The organism is Geodermatophilus sp. SYSU D01106, from assembly GCF_054049995.1.
This window is the reverse complement of record NZ_JBJGYM010000006.1, coordinates 23,583-41,510: the sequence shown is the minus strand read 5'-3', so window position 1 is coordinate 41,510 and position 17,928 is coordinate 23,583. Positions and strand designations below refer to the sequence as shown.

Sequence of the window (17,928 nt, the reverse complement as noted above, 5' to 3'; positions counted from 1 at the left end):
CGAGACGACCGACCGGACGCGGTCACGGTAGGCGTCGTTACCGGTCCGTGACAACACGGGACCGGAGATGTCCGTGCGACGGCCGGGACCGGCGGGGCGCCCCGGGACCCCGCCGGGCGGGCGTCCGCGCCGGTCAGGAGGCCGCCGCGACCTCGGGCCGGCTACCGCCCTGCAGCACCGTGAGCTGCGACGCATCACCGTCCGCGGGGGCGGCCGCGCCGTCCCCGGGGCCACCTCCTGCACCGCCTCCTGCGCCGCCTCCCGTGCCCGCCTCGCGGCGGTCGGCGAGGACGGCGACGTCGCCGGGCAGCGCCCCCGCGACCACGGCGAGCGCCTCGTCGAGCTGGCCGGTCAGCCGGCGCAGCCACCCGCGCGCCTGCTCGCAGCGCTCGAGCAGCGGGCCGAGCTCGGACTCCAGCGCGCGGCGCCGCTCGGCCGCCTCGGCGTCGGCACGCGCCCGCCCCTCGGCGGCCTCCCGGTCGAGCCGGTCGCGCTCCTCGGCGGCCGCGCGGCGCAGGCCCTCGGCCTCCCGGCGGGCCGCCTCCAGGACCGCCGCGGCCTCCGACCGGGTCTGGTCGCGCAGCGCCGTCACGGCCTCGCGCATCTCCGCGACGCCGGACAGGCGCGCCGCCGCCTCGGTCCGGGCGTCGTCGAGGACCTGCCGGGCCTCCTCCTCGGCGGCGGAGAGCAGCGCCGCGGCCTCCTGCTCCGCGCGCTCGCGCAGGGCCTGCGCCTCCTCCGGGCCGGGTGCGGCGTCCCGCTCGCGGACGAGCGAGGTGAGCCGGGCGCGCGCCGCCTGCAGGTCGGCCGAGACGGCGGCGTAGCGGGTGAGCAGGTGGTCGTTCTCGCGGCGCAGGACGAGCACCTCGGTCTCGGCCCAGTCCACGTAGGCGTCGACCTGGCCGCGGTCGTAGCCGCGGACGGCGCCGGTGAACACCGGAGCCGTGCCGAGGAGGCCGTCGAGGCCGCTCCCCGGCCGGGGCCCCGCCCCGCCCTCCGCCCGCTGCTGGGCGGTGCCCTCGTCCTGCTGCGCCATCCCGGTTCCCCCTCGGTGCGCGTCCGACCCGGCCCGCTCCGGCGCGCCGGAGACGGTGATCACAGGCTCCCACCGCCGCTGCCGCGCGGGAGGGCGCCGCGGGCCCCTCCGGAGTGGGCACATCCGGCCGTGCCGGACCGATCACCCGGAGCGACGGGGAGGTCACGGCGCGGTCACGCGGGCCTGGGAATGCCTGAGGGCTCCCGGCGTTGCACGCGGTACCGTAGTTGCGCTCTCAACTAGATGGAGGACGAGATGCAGTTCGGGATCTTCACGGTCAGCGACATCACGACCGACCCCACGACCGGCCGCACGCCCAGCGAGGCGCAGCGGATCCAGGACGTCGTCACCATCGCGAAGAAGGCCGAGGAGGTCGGGCTCGACGTCTTCGCCCTGGGCGAGCACCACAACCCGCCGTTCTTCTCGTCCTCCCCCACCACCACGCTGGCCTACATCGCCGCGCAGACCAGCCGGCTGCAGCTGTCGACGTCGACGACGCTGATCACCACCAACGACCCGGTGAAGATCGCCGAGGACTACGCGATGCTGCAGCACCTCGCCGGCGGCCGCGTCGACCTGATGATGGGCCGCGGCAACACCGGCCCGGTCTACCCGTGGTTCGGCCAGGACATCCGCAACGGCATCCCGCTCGCCGTCGAGAACTACGCGCTGCTGCGCCGGCTGTGGGACGAGGACGTCGTCGACTGGACCGGCCGGTTCCGCACCCCGCTGCAGGGCTTCACGTCCACGCCGCGGCCGCTCGACGGCGTCGCGCCGTTCGTCTGGCACGGCTCGATCCGCAGCCCGCAGATCGCCGAGCAGGCCGCCTACTACGGCGACGGCTTCTTCTCCAACCACATCTTCTGGCCGAAGGAGCACACGCAGCGGATGGTCGAGTTCTACCGCTCGCGCTTCGAGCACCACGGCCACGGCCGCGCCGACCAGGCGATCGTCGGCCTGGGTGGCCAGGTGTTCATGCGGAAGAACTCGCAGGACGCCGTCGCCGAGTTCCGGCCCTACTTCGACGAGGCTCCGGTCTACGGCCACGGCCCGTCGCTGGAGGACTTCTCCCGCGAGACGCCGCTGACCGTCGGCTCCCCGCAGCAGGTGATCGAGCGGACCCTCGGCTTCCGCGACTACGTCGGCGACTACCAGCGCCAGCTGTTCCTCATCGACCACGCGGGCCTGCCGCTCAAGACCGTGCTCGAGCAGCTCGACCTGCTCGGCGAGGAGGTCGTGCCGGTGCTGCGCCGCGAGTTCGCCGCCCTCAAGCCCGCGCACGTGCCCGACGCCCCCACCCACGCCTCGCGCGTCGCCGCGCGCGGCGGCGCGGTCGACCCGACCGTGCACGCCGCCGGCGACGACGTCACGGGGCGCACCGCCGAGGAGGTGTCCGCGTGACCACCCGCACGCTGGCCGTGGTGAGCGCCGGGCTGTCGACGCCGTCGTCGACCCGGCTGCTCGCCGACCGGCTGACCGCCGCGACCGTCGCCGCCCTGCGCGAGCGGGGCGAGGACGCCACGGTCGAGGTCGTCGAGCTGCGCGAGCACGCCCGCGACCTCGCCGACGCCTTCGTCACCGGCTTCCCCGACGCGGCGCTGCGGGCGGCCATCGAGACCGTCACCGGGGCCGACGGCGTCGTCGCCGTCACCCCGGTGTTCACCGCCTCCTACAGCGGCCTGTTCAAGTCCTTCGCCGACGTGCTCGACAAGGACGCGCTCACCGGCAAGCCGGTGCTCATGGCGGCCACCGCGGGCACCGCGCGGCACTCGCTGGTGCTCGAGCACGCCATGCGGCCGCTGTTCGCCTACCTGCGGGCGGTGACCGTGCCGACGGCGGTGTTCGCGGCGAGCGAGGACTGGGCCGGCGGCGACGGCACCAGCGCCGAACTCAGCGGCCGGGTCACCCGCGCCGCCGGCGAGCTGGCCGACCTGGTCACCGGCCGCCCCGCGTCGGCCCGCCCGGCGGACCCCTTCGCCGACGTCCCGTCCTTCGAGCAGCTCCTCCGGGGCGAGGCATAGGAAGCGACACGCACGTCCTGCGGCCCAGGACGTGGGGAGAGCTTCCTATGCCCGGGCCGTCCCCGACGGAGGCGCCGAGCCGCCCTGGGGCGCCTCGGCCGTCATGAGCGCGACGATCCCCGCGCGGTCGGCGGCCGAGGGCAGCCCCCACCCCGGCTCGTAGCCGTAGACCTCGCCGAGCGGGGTCGACGCCGTCCGCCCGGTGAGCACCTCCACCGACCCGGTGTCGATCAGGCCCGGGTGCTCGACGCCGCACGCCTCGGCGACCTTGAGCAGGTCGCGGCGCAGGGTGGCCACGTAGTTGGCCAGCCGCACCGACTTCCGCTGCGGGTCCAGCCCGTGCGCCAGCCACGCGTTCTGGGTGGCGACGCCGGTGGGGCAGGTGTCGGTGTGGCACTTCTGTGCCTGGATGCAGCCGATCGCCAGCATCGCCTCCCGCGCGATGTTGACCGTGTCGCAGCCCAGCGCGAACGCCACCACCGCGTTGTCGGGCAGGCCGAGCTTCCCTGCGCCGACGAACGTCACCCGCTCGGCGATCCCCCGGCGGGCGAACGCCGAGTACACGCGGGCGAAGCCGAGCTGGAAGGGCAGCGACACCGAGTCGGTGAAGATCAGCGGCGCGGCACCCGTGCCCCCCTCGCCGCCGTCGATCGTCACGAAGTCCACCCCGCGGTCGCCCGCGGCCATGAGCGACGTCAGCTCGTCCCAGAACGCCATGTCGCCGACGGCGGACTTGATGCCCACCGGCAGGCCCGTCGCGTCGGCCAGCAGCTCCACCCAGTCGAGCAGGCTGTCGGCATCGGTGAACTCCGCGTGCCGCGACGGGCTGACGCAGTCGACGCCCTCGCGCACCCCGCGGGCCGCGGCGATCTCCGCGCTCACCTTCGCCGCCGGCAGCACCCCGCCCAGGCCCGGCTTCGCGCCCTGACTGAGCTTGACCTCCAGCGCCCGCACCGGCGCCGACGCCACCAGGTCCTGCAGCCGGCGCAGGTCGAAGCGGCCCCGGTCGTCGCGGCAGCCGAAGTAGGCGGTGCCGATCTGGAAGACCAGCTCGCCGCCGTGCCGGTGGTGCACCGACAGGCCGCCCTCGCCGGTGTTGTGCAGGCACCCGGCCAGCGCCGCGCCCCGGTTGAGCGCCTCGACGGCGGCCCCCGACAGCGAGCCGAAGCTCATCGCCGACACGTTCACCACCGACGCCGGCCGGAACGCCCGCGCCCGCCCGCGCGGCCCGCCCAGCACCTTCGCCGAGGGCAGCGCGACGTCCGCCGCCGACGCCGGGTGCGACGGCGGGACGGCGCGGCCGAACGTGCGGTGGTTGATCACCGGGTACCCGGCGGTGTACTCGAGGTCGTTGTCGGTGCCGAAGCCGAAGTAGTTGTTCTCGCCCTTCGCCGAGGCGTACACCCACCGGCGCTGGTCGCGGGTGAACGGCCGCTCCTCGTTGTTGCCGGCGACCAGGTACTGCCGCAGCTCCGGGCCGATCGACTCCAGCAGGTAGCGGGCGTGGCCGAGCACCGGGAAGTTGCGCAGCAGCGTGTGCTCCCGCTGCACCAGGTCCCGGGCGGCCACCGCCGCCACCGCCCCGAGCCCGGCCACCGCCGCCCGCGCCGCACCCCTCATGACGACCCCTCCCCGCTCCGTTGCGGTCCGGCCGTCATCGTGGCGCGGAACGGCGCCGTCCGCGCCCCGGACCGCTACAGGAAGAGGCTGAGCACGAGCGCCAGCGCGAAGCCGATCGTCCCGAGCAGCGTCTCCATGACCGTCCAGGTCTTGAGCGTCGTCTTCTCGTCCATCTGGAAGAACCGGCTGACCAGCCAGAAGCCCGAGTCGTTGACGTGCGAGAGAACGGTGGCCCCGGCGGCGATGGCGATGACGATCAGGGCGAGGTCGATCGAGGTCAGCCCGTCCGACGCCTCGATCACCGGCGCCATGAGGCCGGCGGTGGTGGTCAGGGCGACCGTCGCCGAGCCCTGCGCGATCCGCAGCAGGACCGAGACGACGAACGCCGCGACGATGACCGGCAGGCCGATGTCGCCGAGGACGTCGGCCAGCGCGGTGCCGATGCCGCTCGCGCGCAGGACGCCGCCGAACATGCCGCCGGCACCAGTGATCAGGATGATCGCGCAGACCGGGCCGAGGGCGCTGTTGACGATCGACTCGACCTGCGCGCCGCTCTGCCCGCGCCGCAGGCCGAGCACCACGCTCGCCACGAGCACGGTGATGAGGAGGGCGACCGGGGTGGCGCCCACCAGCTGGCCGGCCTGGACGACGACGGAGGACTCGTCCACCACGCCGGCGCTGGCCAGCGTGGACAGCCCCGTGTTGAGGAAGATCAGCACCAGCGGCAGCAGCAGGATGCCCACCACCGTGCCGAAGCGGGGCGGCGCCGGGCGGGTCGCGGTGCCGGTCCGGGCGCCGGCGGAGGAGCCGCCCGACGCGATGGCCGGCGAGGTGCCCTCCACCGAGGGGTCCGGCTCGTCGTCGGCCGTGCGCGGGGAGCCGTCGGCCAGGATGTCGGGGACGGCGACGTCGTACCGGCGCCCGGCCCACAGCCCGAACAGGTAGCCGCCGAGGTACCAGGTGGGCAGGCCGATGAGCAGGCCGAAGACCAGCGTCAGCCCGATGTCGGCCCCGATCAGCTCGGCGGCCGCGACCGGCCCCGGGTGCGGCGGCACGAAGGCGTGCATGACCGCGAAGGCGCCGGCGACCGGCAGGCCGTAGGTGAGCAGCGAGCCGCCGAGCCGGGCGGCCACGGTGAACACGATCGGCAGGAAGACCACGAGGCCCGCGTCGAAGAAGATCGGGAAGCCGAACAGCAGCGCGGCGACGCCCAGGGCCAGCGGCGCGCGCTTCTCGCCGAAGCGGCGGATGAGGCTGTCGGCGAGCACCTGCGCCCCGCCGCTGTGCTCCAGCAGCCGGCCGAGCATGGCGCCGAGGCCGACCAGCAGCGCGACGTTGGCGAGCGTGCTGCCGAAGCCCGTGGTCAGGGTGGTCACGACGTCCGCGACCGGGATCCGCGTGGCCAGCGCCGTCAGGAGGCTGACGAGGACGAGCGCCAGGAAGGCGTGCAGCTTGAGCTTCATGATGAGGAACAGCAGGACCCCCACCGCGGCGGCGGCGATGAGGAGCAGCGGTCCGGCACCCAGCGCGGGCTCGACCTCGGGCATGGCGGTTCCTCCAGGGCTCAGGCGGGGGTCTGGGACGGGGTGTCGTCGAGGGCGTCGAGGGTGGTGAGGACGTCGGCCAGCGCCCGCGCCGACTGCTCGACCAGCGGCCGGGTGCGCCGGTACAGGTCGGCGGCGGCCGGGTCGGGCTCGACCGGGTCGGAGACGCCGACCAGCGCGGTGGCGGCGTCGAGGTCGGGCAGCGCGCCGAGCGCGTGCAGGCCGAGCAGGCAGGCACCGAGCCCCGTGCCCTCCGGCGAGTCGGCCACCCGCACCGGCAGGTCCAGCGCGGCGGCGAGCGTCGACACCCACAGCGGGGAGGCCACCGCGCCGCCGGTCGCCCGCACCTCGGTGACCGGCAGCCCGGTGGCCGAGAACGCGTCGCGCACCAGCGCCAGCTGCTGGCACACCCCCTCGACGGCGGCGCGCACCAGGTGGCCGCGGCGGTGCTCGCGGCGCAGGCCCACGTAGGCGCCGCGCAGGCCCGAGCGCCACCACGGCGCCCGCTCACCGAGCAGGTAGGGCAGGCACAGCAGCCCGGCGCTGCCGGCCGGGACGCCCGCCGCCTCCTCCAACAGCCGGGCGTCGAGCTCGTCGGCCTCCTCGCCGCCCAGCGCGTCGCCGTCGGCCAGCGCCTGCGCCGCCCAGCGCACCACCGAGCCGCCGTTGTTGACCGCCCCGCCGACCACCCAGTGGTCCTCGGTGAGCGCGTAGCAGAACAGCCGGTGCGCGGGGTCGACCGTGGGCGCGGGGACGACGACCCGCATCGCGCCGCTCGTGCCCAGCGACACCGCGGCCACCTCCGGCCGCACCGCGCCGATGCCCAGGTTGGCCAGCACGCCGTCGGAGGCGCCGATCACCAGCGGGGTGTCGCGCGGCAGGCCTGTGGCCGCGGCCACCTCCGGGCGCAGGCCCGGCAGCACCGCCGTCGTCGGCAGCACCTCGCCGAGCTGGGCGGCGCGCACGCCGGCGACGTCGAGCGCCTCGGTGTCCCACGCGCCGGCGCGGATGCCGTACAGACCGGTCGCCGACGCGCAGGCGCGGTCGAGCACCTGCGGGCCGCCGCGCAGCGCGGACACCACGAGCTCCTTGACCCCGCCCCAGCGCGGCACCGACGCCAGCCGGTCGGGGTCCTCGGCGCGCAGGGCGGCGAGCTTGAGCAGCGGCGACATCGGGTGCACCGGCGTGCCGGTGCGGGTGTGCAGCCCGCCGGCCCGGCCGTCGGCGCGCAGGGCCTCGGCGAAGCCGGCGGCGCGGTCGTCGGCCCAGGTGACCACCGGGCCGAGCGGCCGGCCGTCGTCGTCCATGGGGACCAGGCCGTGCATCGCCGCGGACAGGCAGACGCCGACCACCCGGTCGCCGCGCTCGCGGGCGGCGGCGCTCACGGCGGCCAGCGCCTCGACGGCGGCGTCGGCGAGGCGCTGCGCGTCGAGCTCCGCGCGGCCGGGCGCCGGCACCGACAGGCGGTAGCCGACGCTCACCAGGTCGCGCACGCGCCCGTCGGCGCCCGCGGTCACCGCCTTGGTCGCCGTCGTCCCGCTGTCCAGCCCGACCACGACGTCCATGGCCGCGATCCTGCCGGTCGCGCCCGGCGGGGCGCGACCGCTCAGCGGTAGGCGCTGCCCCCGCGCAGCCGGGCCGACACCGCGACGTACAGCGGCGCGAGCACGACGCCGTCGCGGGCGAGGCGGGCGCGCAGCGCCCGGCGGTGCTTGACGACGCCGACCAGGCCGACCGCCCAGAACAGGTACTGCACCGCGAAGGCGGCGCGGAAGGCGTCGAGGTCGTAGGCGGTGGAGGCGCCGGGCGTGAGCGCGTCGAGCACCGCGCCGACGGCGAGGATGGTGAGCAGCGAGGCCACGAACCCGCCCACGTTGACCACCCCGCTGGCGCTGCCCTGCCGCTCGGCCGGGTTCCAGGTGCGGGCGAAGTCGAACCCGATCATCGAGCCGGGGCCGTTGGTGCCGAGGACCACGACGAGCATGACCAGCAGCCACAGCGGCGCGCGCCCGGGCCACAGCAGCACGACGGTCCAGGTGCCCGCGGTGAGCACCAGGATCGAGAAGACGAGCACCGACCGGCGCAGCGGCCAGCGCCCGCACAGCCGGCCCAGCAGCGGCCCGACGCCCATGCCGACGACGACGAGCAGGGTCAGCAGCGACGCCGCCGTCGCCGGGGACAGCCCCTGCCCGACGACGAGGAAGGGATAGCCCCACAGCAGCGCGAAGACGGTGCCGGAGAACTGGGTGACCAGGTGCGTGTAGAGGCCGATCCGGGTGCCGGGCTCCCGCCAGGTGAGCGCCAGGCTGCGGCGGACGTCGGCGAGGCCCGCGGCGGGCGCCAGCTGCGTGCCGGGCGGGGTGTCGCGCAGCGTGGCGAGCACCAGGACGACGACGAGCACGCCGGCCGCCGCGGCGCCGAGGAAGGTGCTGCGCCAGCCGGCCGAGTGCAGCAGGGCGACCAGCGGGTAGGCGGCCACGATCTGCCCGACCTGGCCGAGGATGCCGGTGAGCTGGGTGACCAGCGGGACGGTGCGCCCGGGGAACCAGAAGCCGACGACGCGCAGCACGCTGATGAACGTCATCGCGTCGCCGGCACCGACCAGCACGCGCGCGGCGATCGCGGTGGGCACGTCGGTGGCCAGCGCGAGCACCAGCTGCCCGGCGGCCATCGTGACCCCGCCCGCGACGATCAGCCGCCGCGAGCCGAAGCGGTCCAGCGCCACGCCCACCGGCACCTGCAGGCCGGCGTAGACGGCGAGCTGCAGCACGAGGAACAGCGAGACCGCCGAGGCGCCGGCGTCGAAGCGCTGCTGGGCCTCCACCCCGGCCACGCCGAGCGAGGCGCGGTGGAAGACGGCGACCACGTAGGCGGCCAGCGCGGTGAGCCAGACGGCGTAGGCGCGCACGGGCGTGCGCTCGTTCGTCGGGGCGGTCACCCAGGGGACGACAGCGGCGGCGGGCGATGTGTTCCCGCACCGGCGGTGAGTCCCCTCACCCGCGGTGGGAGGCTCCGCCCGGCGCGCACCCGAGGGAAGGCAGGTCCATGGACGTCACCGCAGGATCCGCGGTCGTCACCGGCGGGGCGTCGGGCCTCGGCCTGGCCACCGCCCGCCGGCTCGCCGGACTCGGGGTGCCCACCGTGCTCGTCGACCTGCCGACGTCGGCCGGCGCCGACGTCGCGGCCTCCCTGGGCGGGGAGACGCGGTTCGTCGCCGCCGACGTCACCGACCCCGACGCGGTCGCCGCCGCCGTCGCGGTGGCCGACGGGCTCGCCCCGCTGCGCACGCTCGTGCACTGCGCCGGCCGCGGCGGCGCGATGCGGGTGGTCGACCGCGACGGCCGGCCGGGCTCGCTGGAGCTCTACGAGTCGGTCGTGCGGGTCAACCTCATCGGCACCTTCAACGTGCTGAGCCAGGCCGCGGCGCGGATGGCCGCCCACGAGCCGGTCGACGGCGAGGAGCGCGGCGTCTGCGTGCTCACCGCGTCGGTGGCGGCCTACGAGGGACAGGTCGGCCAGCTCCCCTACGCCTCGGCGAAGGCCGGCATCGTCGGGCTCACCCTCGTCGCCGCCCGCGACCTCGCCCAGCGGCTCGTCCGGGTCGTCACCATCGCCCCGGGCACCTTCGACACCCCGATCCTCGCCCGGCTCCCGCAGGAGGTGCGCGACTCCCTCGGCCAGGCCACCCCGCACCCGCGCCGGCTCGGCATCGCCGACGAGTTCGCCCGGCTGGCCCTCGCGATCGTCGACAACCCGATGCTCAACGGGGAGACCATCCGGCTCGACGGCGCCCTGCGCATGCCACCGCGCTGACCCCGCGCCGATCCCCGCGCCGACCCGCGCCGACCCCGGGGGCCCGCGGCGCCGGCCGGGGGCGGGTTCCCGGCGCACCTAGACTCCTGCGCCGTGCCCGCCTCCGCCATCGCCGCCCGCGTGCTGCAGCACACCCGGCAGCGGGGCGCCGTCCCGGTCGCCGCCGCCTGCCTGTCCTGGGGGACGCGCTGGGCGCTGGGCCGCGCCCGTGCCGGCCGGCCGTGGACGGCGACCGTCCGGCACGAGGGCACCGAGCACCGGCTGCTGCGCCACCCCTACCACTGGACGTGGCTCAACGAGCGCGCCGTCGAGGTGCCGCTCGCCGAGGCGGTGCTCGACGCCGCGCCGGCCGCGCACGGGCCGGCACCGCGCGTCCTCGAGGTCGGCAACGTGCTGTCGCACTACCGACCGGTCACCCACGACGTCGTCGACAAGTACGAGCGGGCGCCGGGGGTCCGCAACGCCGACGTCGTCGACCTCGACGGGGACGGGCGCTACGACCTGGTGCTGGCCATCAGCACGCTGGAGCACGTCGGCTTCGACGAGGAGCCGCGCGACCCCGGCAAGGCGGCGCGGGCGGTGCGGCGGCTGCACGAGCTGCTCGCCCCGGGCGGGCACCTGTGGGCGACCGTGCCGGTCGGCTACAACCCCGACCTCGACGAGGCGCTGCGCACCGGCGCGCTGCCCTTCTCCCGGCTCACCGCGCTGCGGGCCACCGGGCCGGGCGCCCGGTGGGAGCAGGTGCCGGTCGAGGAGGTGTGGGGCACGCCGTACGACTGGCTGCTGTACACCGCGCGTGCCGTCGTCGTCGCGGAGTCGTTCGCCGGGCCGCCCGCGGGAGCCGGGAACGGGACAGCGGCCGCGTCGGAGGCCGGTGCGGGGCCCCGCGACGCCTAGCATCACGGGCGTGGAAGCCCTCGTGACCCCGGAGGACCTCACCGAGGACGACGCCCAGCGGCGCGTCCGGATCCTGCTGGCGCTGGCCACCTGCATGGCGGCCAAGGGCTACCGGGCCACCACGATCTCCGACATCGCCCGCGAGGGCCGGGTGTCCAAGACGATCGTGTACGCGCACTTCCGCGACAAGGAGCACTGCCTCCTCGAGCTCTACACGCGGGCCACCGACAAGATGCTGGCCACGGTGCACGCGGCGCAGGAGCGGGCCGCCGGGCTCCCCTGGCCCGACCGGCTGCGCACCGCGGTCCGCGCCTACCTCGAGGTGCTGGCGGCCAACCCGGAGGTCGCCTGGGCGGCGCTGGTCGAGGTGCAGGCCGCCGGCCGGCCGGCGCTGGCCCTGCGCCGCCAGGTCATCGACCGCTACGTCGAGCTCATCTGCGCGGTGGCCACCGAGCTCGCCGAGCGGCACCCCGAGGAGGTGCGCCCGGTCGGCCGGGCGCTGGTGCTCGCCGCCGTGGGCGGGCTCAACGAGCTGATGCTCGCCCGCGTCGAGCGGGGCGAGGTCACCTCGCTGGCCGAGGACACCGACGTCGCGACCGAGGTCCTCGTCCAGCTGGTCGCCCGCCGCGCCTGACCCCGGGTGCCGGGGCTCGGGTCAGGCGGCGTCCTTGACGACGACGTAGCGCGCCGCCGCCCAGTGCGTGGCCGGCTCGACGACGGCCTGCACGTCCACCACGCGGCCGCCCGCGGCCGCGGCGACCGCCCGCACCCGCTCCTCCGGCACGCCGGTCATGAGCATCGGCGCCGGATAGCCGAGCAGCCGGGTCTGCGCCCAGCGCACCAGCCGGGTCGGGGCCACCCGCCAGACGACCCCGCGGGCCGTCCACAGCGGCGTCGTCGGGCAGTGCAGCACCGCGACGCCCCCGGGCCGCAGCACGCGGAGGAACCCGGCCAGCGCCCGCTCGGCGCCGCCGGGCGGGAGGTGCTGGAGGACGCGCTCGGTGAGCACCAGGTCCACCGACGCGTCGGGCACCGGGTGCAGGTCGGCGTCCTCGGCGAGCAGGAAGCGGCACCGGCCGCCGCTGCGGTCGAGCTCCCGGGCGCGGGCGAGCATCGGCCCGGAGACGTCGAGGCCGACGACCTCGCGGGCGTGCGGGGCGAGGGCCTGGCTGAGCCGGCCGGCGCCGCAGCCGAAGTCGAGGACGCGGTCCCACTCCGTGGGCAGGCCCAGGCGCTCCAGCCAGGCGCGGGTGCGGTCGACGTCGTCACGCCCGAGGGCGAGGAACTCCTCGACGTCCCAGCGGCCGCCCCGCTTGTCGGGGTCGACCCAGACCGCCCAGAGCGGGTCCTCGGCGCCCAGCCGGGTCCAGTCCGCGCGCACCTGCTCGCCCAGCCGTCCGCGTCCCCGCACGGCACCTCCTCGTCCGGGGGCGGACCCTACCGACCGGTAGCCCCGCCCTCCTACGCTGGCCGGGACGGGCTCCCCGCAGGAGGGACACCGCGACGACGGGAGGACCGGTGACGGCTTCCGCCGCCCTGGAGGGGGGCCCGGCCGCTCGCACCGAGCGGGCGTTCCCGGCGCTCGACGGCCTGCGCGCCCTCGCCGCGACGGCGGTGGTGCTCACCCACGCCGCGTTCGCCACCGGCGACCACACGTCCTCCGCCCTCGGCCGCGTCCTCGCCCACCTCGACGTCGGGGTCCCGGTGTTCTTCGTGCTGGCCGGCTTCCTGCTGTCCCGCCCGTTCCTGCTGGCGGCGGCCGAGGGGCGGCCGGCGCCGCGCGCGGTCCCCTACCTGTGGCGGCGGGCGCTGCGGATCCTGCCCGCGTACTGGATCACCGTCGCCGCGGCGCTGCTGCTCCTGCCCGGCAACGACGGCGCCGGGCCCGCGACCTGGGTCCGCCACCTGCTGCTCGTGCAGGTCTACGACGACGGCGGCTTCGCGGCGGGCCTCACGCACACCTGGAGCCTGTGCACCGAGGTCGCGTTCTACCTGGTCCTGCCGCTCGCGGCGGGCGGGCTGGTGCGCCTGGGCCGGCGCGACCCCGGCCGCCCCTGGCCGGTGCTGGCGGCGCTCGGCGGCGTCGCGCTCCTCGGCCTGGCCTGGCTGGTCGCCGTCTGGACCGCGCAGCGCACCTTCGTCCCGACCGACCTGTGGCTGCCGGCCTTCTCGGGCTGGTTCGCCGGCGGCGTCGCGCTGGCGGCGCTGACCGTCGCCGACCCGGGCTGGCGGCCGGTGCGGATCGCCCGCGAGCTCGCCGGCGGCCTCGGCACCTGCTGGGCCGGCGCGGCGGTGCTGTTCTGGATCGCCTGCACGCCGGTGGCCGGGCCGCTCGGCCTGGCCGCGCCGTCGGCCGGCCAGGCCGTCACCCGCTCCCTGCTCTACGGCGGCGTCGCCGTCCTGCTGGTGGCGCCGCTGGTCCTCGGCGAGCAGAGCGGCCGGGTGCGGGCGGCGCTGTCCAGCCGCACCGCGCGGCTGCTCGGCGAGGTCTCCTACGGCCTGTTCCTCGTGCACGTGGTGCTGCTGACCGGCGGCTACGACCTCACGGGCACGCCGGTGTTCACCGGCCCGCTCGTGCTGGTCGCGCCGGCCACCTGGCTCGCCGGGGTGGGCGTCGCCTGGCTGCTGTACGTCCTGGTGGAGCGGCCGCTGCGGCGGTTCCGTCACGTGGCCGACGGCGTGGCGCTCCCGCGCCGGCGGCGCAGCGGCAGCACGGAGGGCAGCGGCAGGACCGAGGCGACGGCGACCGACAGCGCGGCCACGCCGAGCGCCTGACGCGCGTCGGCGGCGCCGTCGACCGCCAGCAGGACGCCCGCGGCCGCCACCAGCGACGCGGCGAGCACCGCGAGCACCGCGAACCGGCGGCGTCCGGCGGCCACCCCCAGCACGGCGGCGACGGCGAGCACCGCGAGGCCCACCGCCCCGCCGGCCAGTGCCGTGCCGGCCAGGGCGGCGAGCACCACGACCGCGGTCAGGAACCGCCGGCCGCGGGCGGGCCGGGCGGACGGGCGCGCGGGCGGGCCGGGCGCGGTCGCCGGCCGCCAGGCCGCCAGCGCGACGAGCAGCGCCACCGCCGCGGCACCGCCGGCCAGCGCCGCGCGGTAGGTGCCGCCGGGCCCGTAGTCCAGCCGGACGGTGCCCGCGGCCCCGGCGGGCAGCACCCACCCCTGCTGCCAGCCGTCGACGGCCACCCCCTGCAGCGCGGCGCCGTCCAGCGTGGCGGTCCACCCCGGGTTGGCGTTCTCCGGCACCACGAGCAGGGCCGGTTCGTCGCGGGCGGCGACCCGGACCTCACGGTGCTCGGTCCCCCAGCGGACGACGTCGGCGGCGGCGCGGTCGACGTCGGTGCCGGGCGTGGCGGCCAGCGCGCCGCCGGTGCGCAGCAGCGTGGCGGACCGGACGGCCAGCTCGGGGGTGCCGGCGGCGGTGAACCGGTGCTCCCCCGCCGCGAGCCGCAGGGTCTCCCCCGCCGGGTCGCAGAGCTCGAGGGGCAGCGGGGTGAGGTCGCGCAGCGCGCCGAGGGTGGTGCGCACCGACGTCTCGAACCGCTGCCCGTCGAGCGCGACCACGGGCCCCTCGCCGCAGGGCACCTCGACCACCCGGCCGGGGTCGGGCACCGCGAGCGCGGTGACCTCGAGCTCGCCCACGACGACGCCGAGGTCGGAGGTCGTGCGCGTGTAGGGGTCGAAGGACTCGGTGCGCCCGGCCAGCTCGAAGGTGATCGTCAGGCGGTCGGTGGTCACCGGCGTGAAGGAGACCGCGCCGTCGTCGTCGAGGCGCAGGGTGCGGGTGATCCCGCCGCCGGAGAGGGTGACCGCGCCGGGCCGGGCACCGGTCACCGACCCGGCGGTCTCCACGCGCAGCCGGTCGACGGTCTGCGGCGTCAGCCAGCTGACCACCAGGGTGGGCGAGCCGTCGTCGGCGGCGGCGTGCCAGGCGGTCTCCGGGTCCCCGTCGGCGACGGCGGCGGCGCCCGCCCGCGGGTCGGGGACGGCGGTGCTGCTCGCGGCCACCCGGCTGAACGTCCCCGACGAGGAGGCCAGCAGCTCGTCGAGCGCGGGGCCGGCGCGGGGCACCGCGGTGAGCGCCAGGTCGTAGGAGGCGGCGCCGCCCCCCGTGTCCGCCACGGTCAGCACCCGGTCGAGGCCGGCGGGCTCCTCGGCGGCGTCGACGAGCGGGGCACCGCAGCGCAGGTCGGCGTCGGTGGAGGTGGCGCACCCCGCGACGGGGGCGCCGGCCGCGGCGAGCACCCAGGCGTCGGCCGGGACGCCGGGGTCGGGCAGCACCACCGAGCGCGTGACGGTCAGGCCGGGCACCGCCACCTCGGCCAGCCCGAGCGTCTCGCCCGCCGGCACCGAGAGGCGGATCGACCGCGTGGCGCCCGGCGGGAGGGGCACCTGCTGCGGCGCCGCCGACGCGGCCGGCCGGACCCGCAGCGAGCCGGTGTCCGTACCGACCAGCAGCACCGACGGCGGGTCGGCGGCCACGTCCGGCGGCAGGGTCACGCTCACGGCGAGGGCGCCGACCGGCTCGTCGGTGCGCAGGGTCCACTCGACCGGCGCCGGCGTCCCGACGTCGTCGGGCGGGTACCAGGCGGTCGTGGGGTCGCCGTCGACGGCAGCCCAGGGCGAGCGAGCGGGGTCCGCGCCGCCGTAGCTGTCGGCGTCCGACGCCGACGCCGCGGCCCCCGGGACGGCGCCGGTGTAGCGGACGACGCTCTCCGCGGCCGCCTGGTCGTCGAGCAGGTGGTCGCGGGCGGGCGCGTCGAGGCGCAGCGGGTCCTCCGGCGCCAGCCCCTGCGAGGCGGCGTCGGTCAGGCGGCCCATGCTGCGCTCGCGCCGCACCAGCGCGTCGGAGACCGCCACTGCCCCGGTGCCCTCGACGCCGGCACCGGCGAGCACGGTGGGCCGCCCGGTGACCAGCCCCTGGTCCTCCAGCGCCAGGACGCCGTCCGGCCCGCCGGACACGGTGACGGCGTCGGCGAGCGGCGCCGTCCAGGCCCGGGGTGCCGGGTCGGCGACGCCGAACACCTCGACCGCAGGCAGCGGCTGGGCGAGCCCGGCGTCGAAGACGCGCCCCAGCAGCGCGGCGCCGGGGAAGTCGGGGCCGAAGGCGGCGACCCGCCGGATGCCGGGCGAGTCCCGCAGGGCCTGGTGCACGAGCACCGGCCGCGGCGACCCGGAGGCCCCGACGTCGAGGTCGTTGCGGACGACGACGTGCGAGATGCCGGCCCGCGCCAGGTAGCGGGTGAGCGCCTCCGAGCCCTGCCCCGCGGCCAGCCGGGCCTCGACCGCGTCGAGCACCCGGACGTGCGCGTTCGGCGCGAGCGGCACCGCGTTGCGCACCTCCCACGGCGACTCGGCGAGCACCTGCAGCGGCTCGTCGTTCGGCGTCCCCCAGCCGTAGGTGGCGAAGGAGGAGCCGGGGACCAGCAGCGCCCGCCCGGACGGGGTGTCGCGGGCGAGGAAGTCGGCGGCCTGCTGCCAGTAACCGGGCACCGCCTCGAACCCGGCCGGCGGCGCCAGCCGGCCCTGCACCGCCGGGAGGGCCACCCCGGCGACGCCGAGCACGACCACGGCCACGGTCGCCCGGTACCCGACGCGGGCCCCGGCCGGGGCGGCCCGGCGCAGCGGCGCGGCGGCGCGGGCAAGGCGGCCGGGCAGCGGCCGGCCCGGGCGCCGGACCACACCCGGGCCGGCCGCCGCGGCGGCCGCGGCGGCGACGAGGTCGACCAGCGCCAGCACCAGCGGCAGCCGCAGCACCGGGTCGAACTTGTGCACGTTGCGCAGCGGCGCCAGCGGGCCGTCGAGGGCCTCGCGCAGCCAGCCGGCCAGCACGCCGTCGACGGCGGCCAGGTGGCCCATCGTGACCAGCGCCGCGCCGGCGAGGACGCCCAGCACCAGCCAGGTCCGCTCGCGCAGCCGGGGCCGGCAGAGCGCGGCGAGGCCGGCGGCGGCGAGCACCACGGTCGCGGTCACGGGGACGACGTCGTGCAGCAGCGACCAGCCGGCCGGCCACAGCGGGCCCGCGGAGGTGGCCAGCGCCGGCACCCAGTGGTCGGTGCCGCGCAGCACCGACAGCAGGTCGGTGGGAGCGGTGGTCGTCGCCGCCGTCTCGATCAGGTCGAGGAACGGGACGCTGTAGCGGCCGAGCAGCAGCAGCGGCCCGGCCCACCACGCGGTGGCCAGCACCACCGCGAGCGCCCACCAGGCGGCCAGGCGCCGCCGCGCCCGCCCCGGGCGGCGGGTGAGCAGCCACAGCACCGGCAGCGGGAGGACGGCGGCCGCGGCGACGGCGTTGACCCCGCCCGCGCAGAACACCGCCAGCCCCGACAGCGCGGCCGCCCGGCGCGGGGAGCGCAGGGCCGCCGCGCCGACCAGCGGCACCAGCACCCACGGCGCGACCGCCATGGGCAGCACCTCGATCGACGTCGCGCCGAGCGAGGTGACCATCCGCGGGGCGAGCGCGTACGCGAGGCCGCCGAGGACGACCGCGGCGGGCGAGCCGATCCGCAGCCGCCGCGCCAGCACCACGACGCCGAGGAAGGCGGTGCACAGCAGCAGCGCCCACCACAGCCGCTGGACCACCCAGGGCGGCAGGCCGGCGCCGCGGAGCAGGACGCTGAACGGGCCCATCGGCCACAGGTAGCCGTAGGCCTGGTTCTGCACCTGGCCGGCGAAGCCCTCCGGGTCCCACATCGACAGCGCCCGGCCGAGGAAGCCGAGCGGGTCGACCCAGACGTCGAGCTTGGTGTCGGACACGACCCGGCCCGGCGACTGGGACAGCGCCAGCGCGACGAGGCCGAGGCAGACGACGGCCAGGCGCGCGCGGTCGAGCAGCCGGCCCGGGGGCGAGGGGTCCGGCGCGGCCCGGTCTGCACGGGCGGGCCCCGGGCGGGCCGGGGACGCGACCGAGCCCGCCGGACGGGGTCCGGCGGGCTCGGTCGTCAGCGGGGGCGCGGCCACGGCCCCGGAGAGGGGCCGCGCCCCTCCCGGGG

At 77.4% G+C, this 17,928-nt stretch carries 13 protein-coding genes; 6 read left to right on the top strand and 7 right to left on the bottom strand.

Going from position 1 to position 17,928, the window contains the following annotated elements; translation table 11 throughout:
• Window positions 1-133 precede the first annotated feature (133 nt).
• The gene (locus ACI78R_RS08420) at window positions 134-1,036 is read right to left on the bottom strand and encodes a DivIVA domain-containing protein (RefSeq protein WP_457040345.1); all 903 of its coding nucleotides are present in this window, start codon (window positions 1,034-1,036) and stop codon (window positions 134-136) included.
• Between the two features lie 255 nt (window positions 1,037-1,291).
• Here ACI78R_RS08420 and ACI78R_RS08415 point away from each other — a divergent pair, with 255 nt between their 5' ends.
• Together ACI78R_RS08415 and ACI78R_RS08410 are read left to right on the top strand one after the other, a co-directional pair.
• Entirely contained in the window at window positions 1,292-2,437 is a 1,146-nt protein-coding gene (locus ACI78R_RS08415) for an LLM class flavin-dependent oxidoreductase (protein WP_457040344.1), read from the top strand.
• Entirely contained in the window at window positions 2,434-3,057 is a 624-nt protein-coding gene (locus tag ACI78R_RS08410; RefSeq protein WP_457040343.1) for an FMN reductase, read from the top strand. Before ACI78R_RS08415 ends, ACI78R_RS08410 begins: the two co-directional genes overlap by 4 nt.
• A gap of 45 nt (window positions 3,058-3,102) precedes the next feature.
• Here the strand turns inward: ACI78R_RS08410 and ACI78R_RS08405 are convergent, their stop codons facing one another.
• The 4 genes from ACI78R_RS08405 to ACI78R_RS08390 all read right to left on the bottom strand — a co-directional run bounded on the left by ACI78R_RS08405 (window position 3,103) and on the right by ACI78R_RS08390 (window position 9,159).
• Window positions 3,103-4,677, bottom strand: coding sequence for a glutamate synthase-related protein (locus ACI78R_RS08405; RefSeq protein WP_457040342.1), 1,575 nt, complete (start codon window positions 4,675-4,677; stop codon window positions 3,103-3,105).
• Window positions 4,678-4,751: 74 nt separating this feature from the next.
• Window positions 4,752-6,224, bottom strand: a complete 1,473-nt coding sequence (locus ACI78R_RS08400) for a GntP family permease (protein WP_073420186.1) — start codon at window positions 6,222-6,224, stop codon at window positions 4,752-4,754.
• Between the two features lie 17 nt (window positions 6,225-6,241).
• Window positions 6,242-7,786, bottom strand: coding sequence for a gluconokinase (locus tag ACI78R_RS08395; RefSeq protein ID WP_457040341.1), 1,545 nt, complete (start codon window positions 7,784-7,786; stop codon window positions 6,242-6,244).
• Window positions 7,787-7,827: 41 nt separating this feature from the next.
• Window positions 7,828-9,159: an MFS transporter gene (locus tag ACI78R_RS08390; RefSeq protein WP_457040340.1), complete on the bottom strand. Its 1,332-nt coding sequence runs from the start codon at window positions 9,157-9,159 to the stop codon at window positions 7,828-7,830.
• A gap of 107 nt (window positions 9,160-9,266) precedes the next feature.
• On the opposite strand from ACI78R_RS08390, the gene ACI78R_RS08385 reads away from it, so the two are divergent.
• From ACI78R_RS08385 to ACI78R_RS08375, 3 genes are all read left to right on the top strand, one after another.
• Window positions 9,267-10,034, top strand: coding sequence for an SDR family NAD(P)-dependent oxidoreductase (locus ACI78R_RS08385; RefSeq protein WP_457040339.1), 768 nt, complete (start codon window positions 9,267-9,269; stop codon window positions 10,032-10,034).
• Between the two features lie 93 nt (window positions 10,035-10,127).
• A complete protein-coding gene (locus tag ACI78R_RS08380; protein ID WP_457040338.1) occupies window positions 10,128-10,931 on the top strand; it encodes a class I SAM-dependent methyltransferase in 804 nt (267 codons plus the stop codon).
• A 10-nt stretch (window positions 10,932-10,941) separates the two neighbouring features.
• Window positions 10,942-11,565 carry a TetR/AcrR family transcriptional regulator gene (locus ACI78R_RS08375; protein ID WP_139252926.1) on the top strand — a complete coding sequence of 208 codons (624 nt, stop codon included), beginning with the start codon at window positions 10,942-10,944 and terminating at the stop codon, window positions 11,563-11,565.
• A gap of 21 nt (window positions 11,566-11,586) precedes the next feature.
• Here the strand turns inward: ACI78R_RS08375 and ACI78R_RS08370 are convergent, their stop codons facing one another.
• A complete protein-coding gene (locus ACI78R_RS08370; RefSeq protein ID WP_073420192.1) occupies window positions 11,587-12,342 on the bottom strand; it encodes a class I SAM-dependent methyltransferase in 756 nt (251 codons plus the stop codon).
• A gap of 107 nt (window positions 12,343-12,449) precedes the next feature.
• On the opposite strand from ACI78R_RS08370, the gene ACI78R_RS08365 reads away from it, so the two are divergent.
• The gene (locus ACI78R_RS08365) at window positions 12,450-13,706 is read left to right on the top strand and encodes an acyltransferase family protein (RefSeq protein WP_457040337.1); all 1,257 of its coding nucleotides are present in this window, start codon (window positions 12,450-12,452) and stop codon (window positions 13,704-13,706) included.
• Here ACI78R_RS08365 and ACI78R_RS08360 read toward each other — a convergent pair.
• Window positions 13,595-17,896 carry an alpha-(1->3)-arabinofuranosyltransferase domain-containing protein gene (locus tag ACI78R_RS08360; RefSeq protein ID WP_457040336.1) on the bottom strand — a complete coding sequence of 1,434 codons (4,302 nt, stop codon included), beginning with the start codon at window positions 17,894-17,896 and terminating at the stop codon, window positions 13,595-13,597. The genes ACI78R_RS08365 and ACI78R_RS08360 overlap by 112 nt on opposite strands.
• Between the last annotated feature and the right edge of the window lie 32 nt (window positions 17,897-17,928).

Coding starts and splice junctions, on each gene's coding strand:
- ACI78R_RS08420 (WP_457040345.1), bottom strand. CDS start 1,036: ATGGCGCAGCAGGACGAGGGCACCGCCCAGCAGCGGGCGGAGGGCGGG.
- ACI78R_RS08415 (WP_457040344.1), top strand. CDS start 1,292: ATGCAGTTCGGGATCTTCACGGTCAGCGACATCACGACCGACCCCACG.
- ACI78R_RS08405 (WP_457040342.1), bottom strand. CDS start 4,677: ATGAGGGGTGCGGCGCGGGCGGCGGTGGCCGGGCTCGGGGCGGTGGCG.
- ACI78R_RS08400 (WP_073420186.1), bottom strand. CDS start 6,224: ATGCCCGAGGTCGAGCCCGCGCTGGGTGCCGGACCGCTGCTCCTCATC.
- ACI78R_RS08395 (WP_457040341.1), bottom strand. CDS start 7,786: ATGGACGTCGTGGTCGGGCTGGACAGCGGGACGACGGCGACCAAGGCG.
- ACI78R_RS08385 (WP_457040339.1), top strand. CDS start 9,267: ATGGACGTCACCGCAGGATCCGCGGTCGTCACCGGCGGGGCGTCGGGC.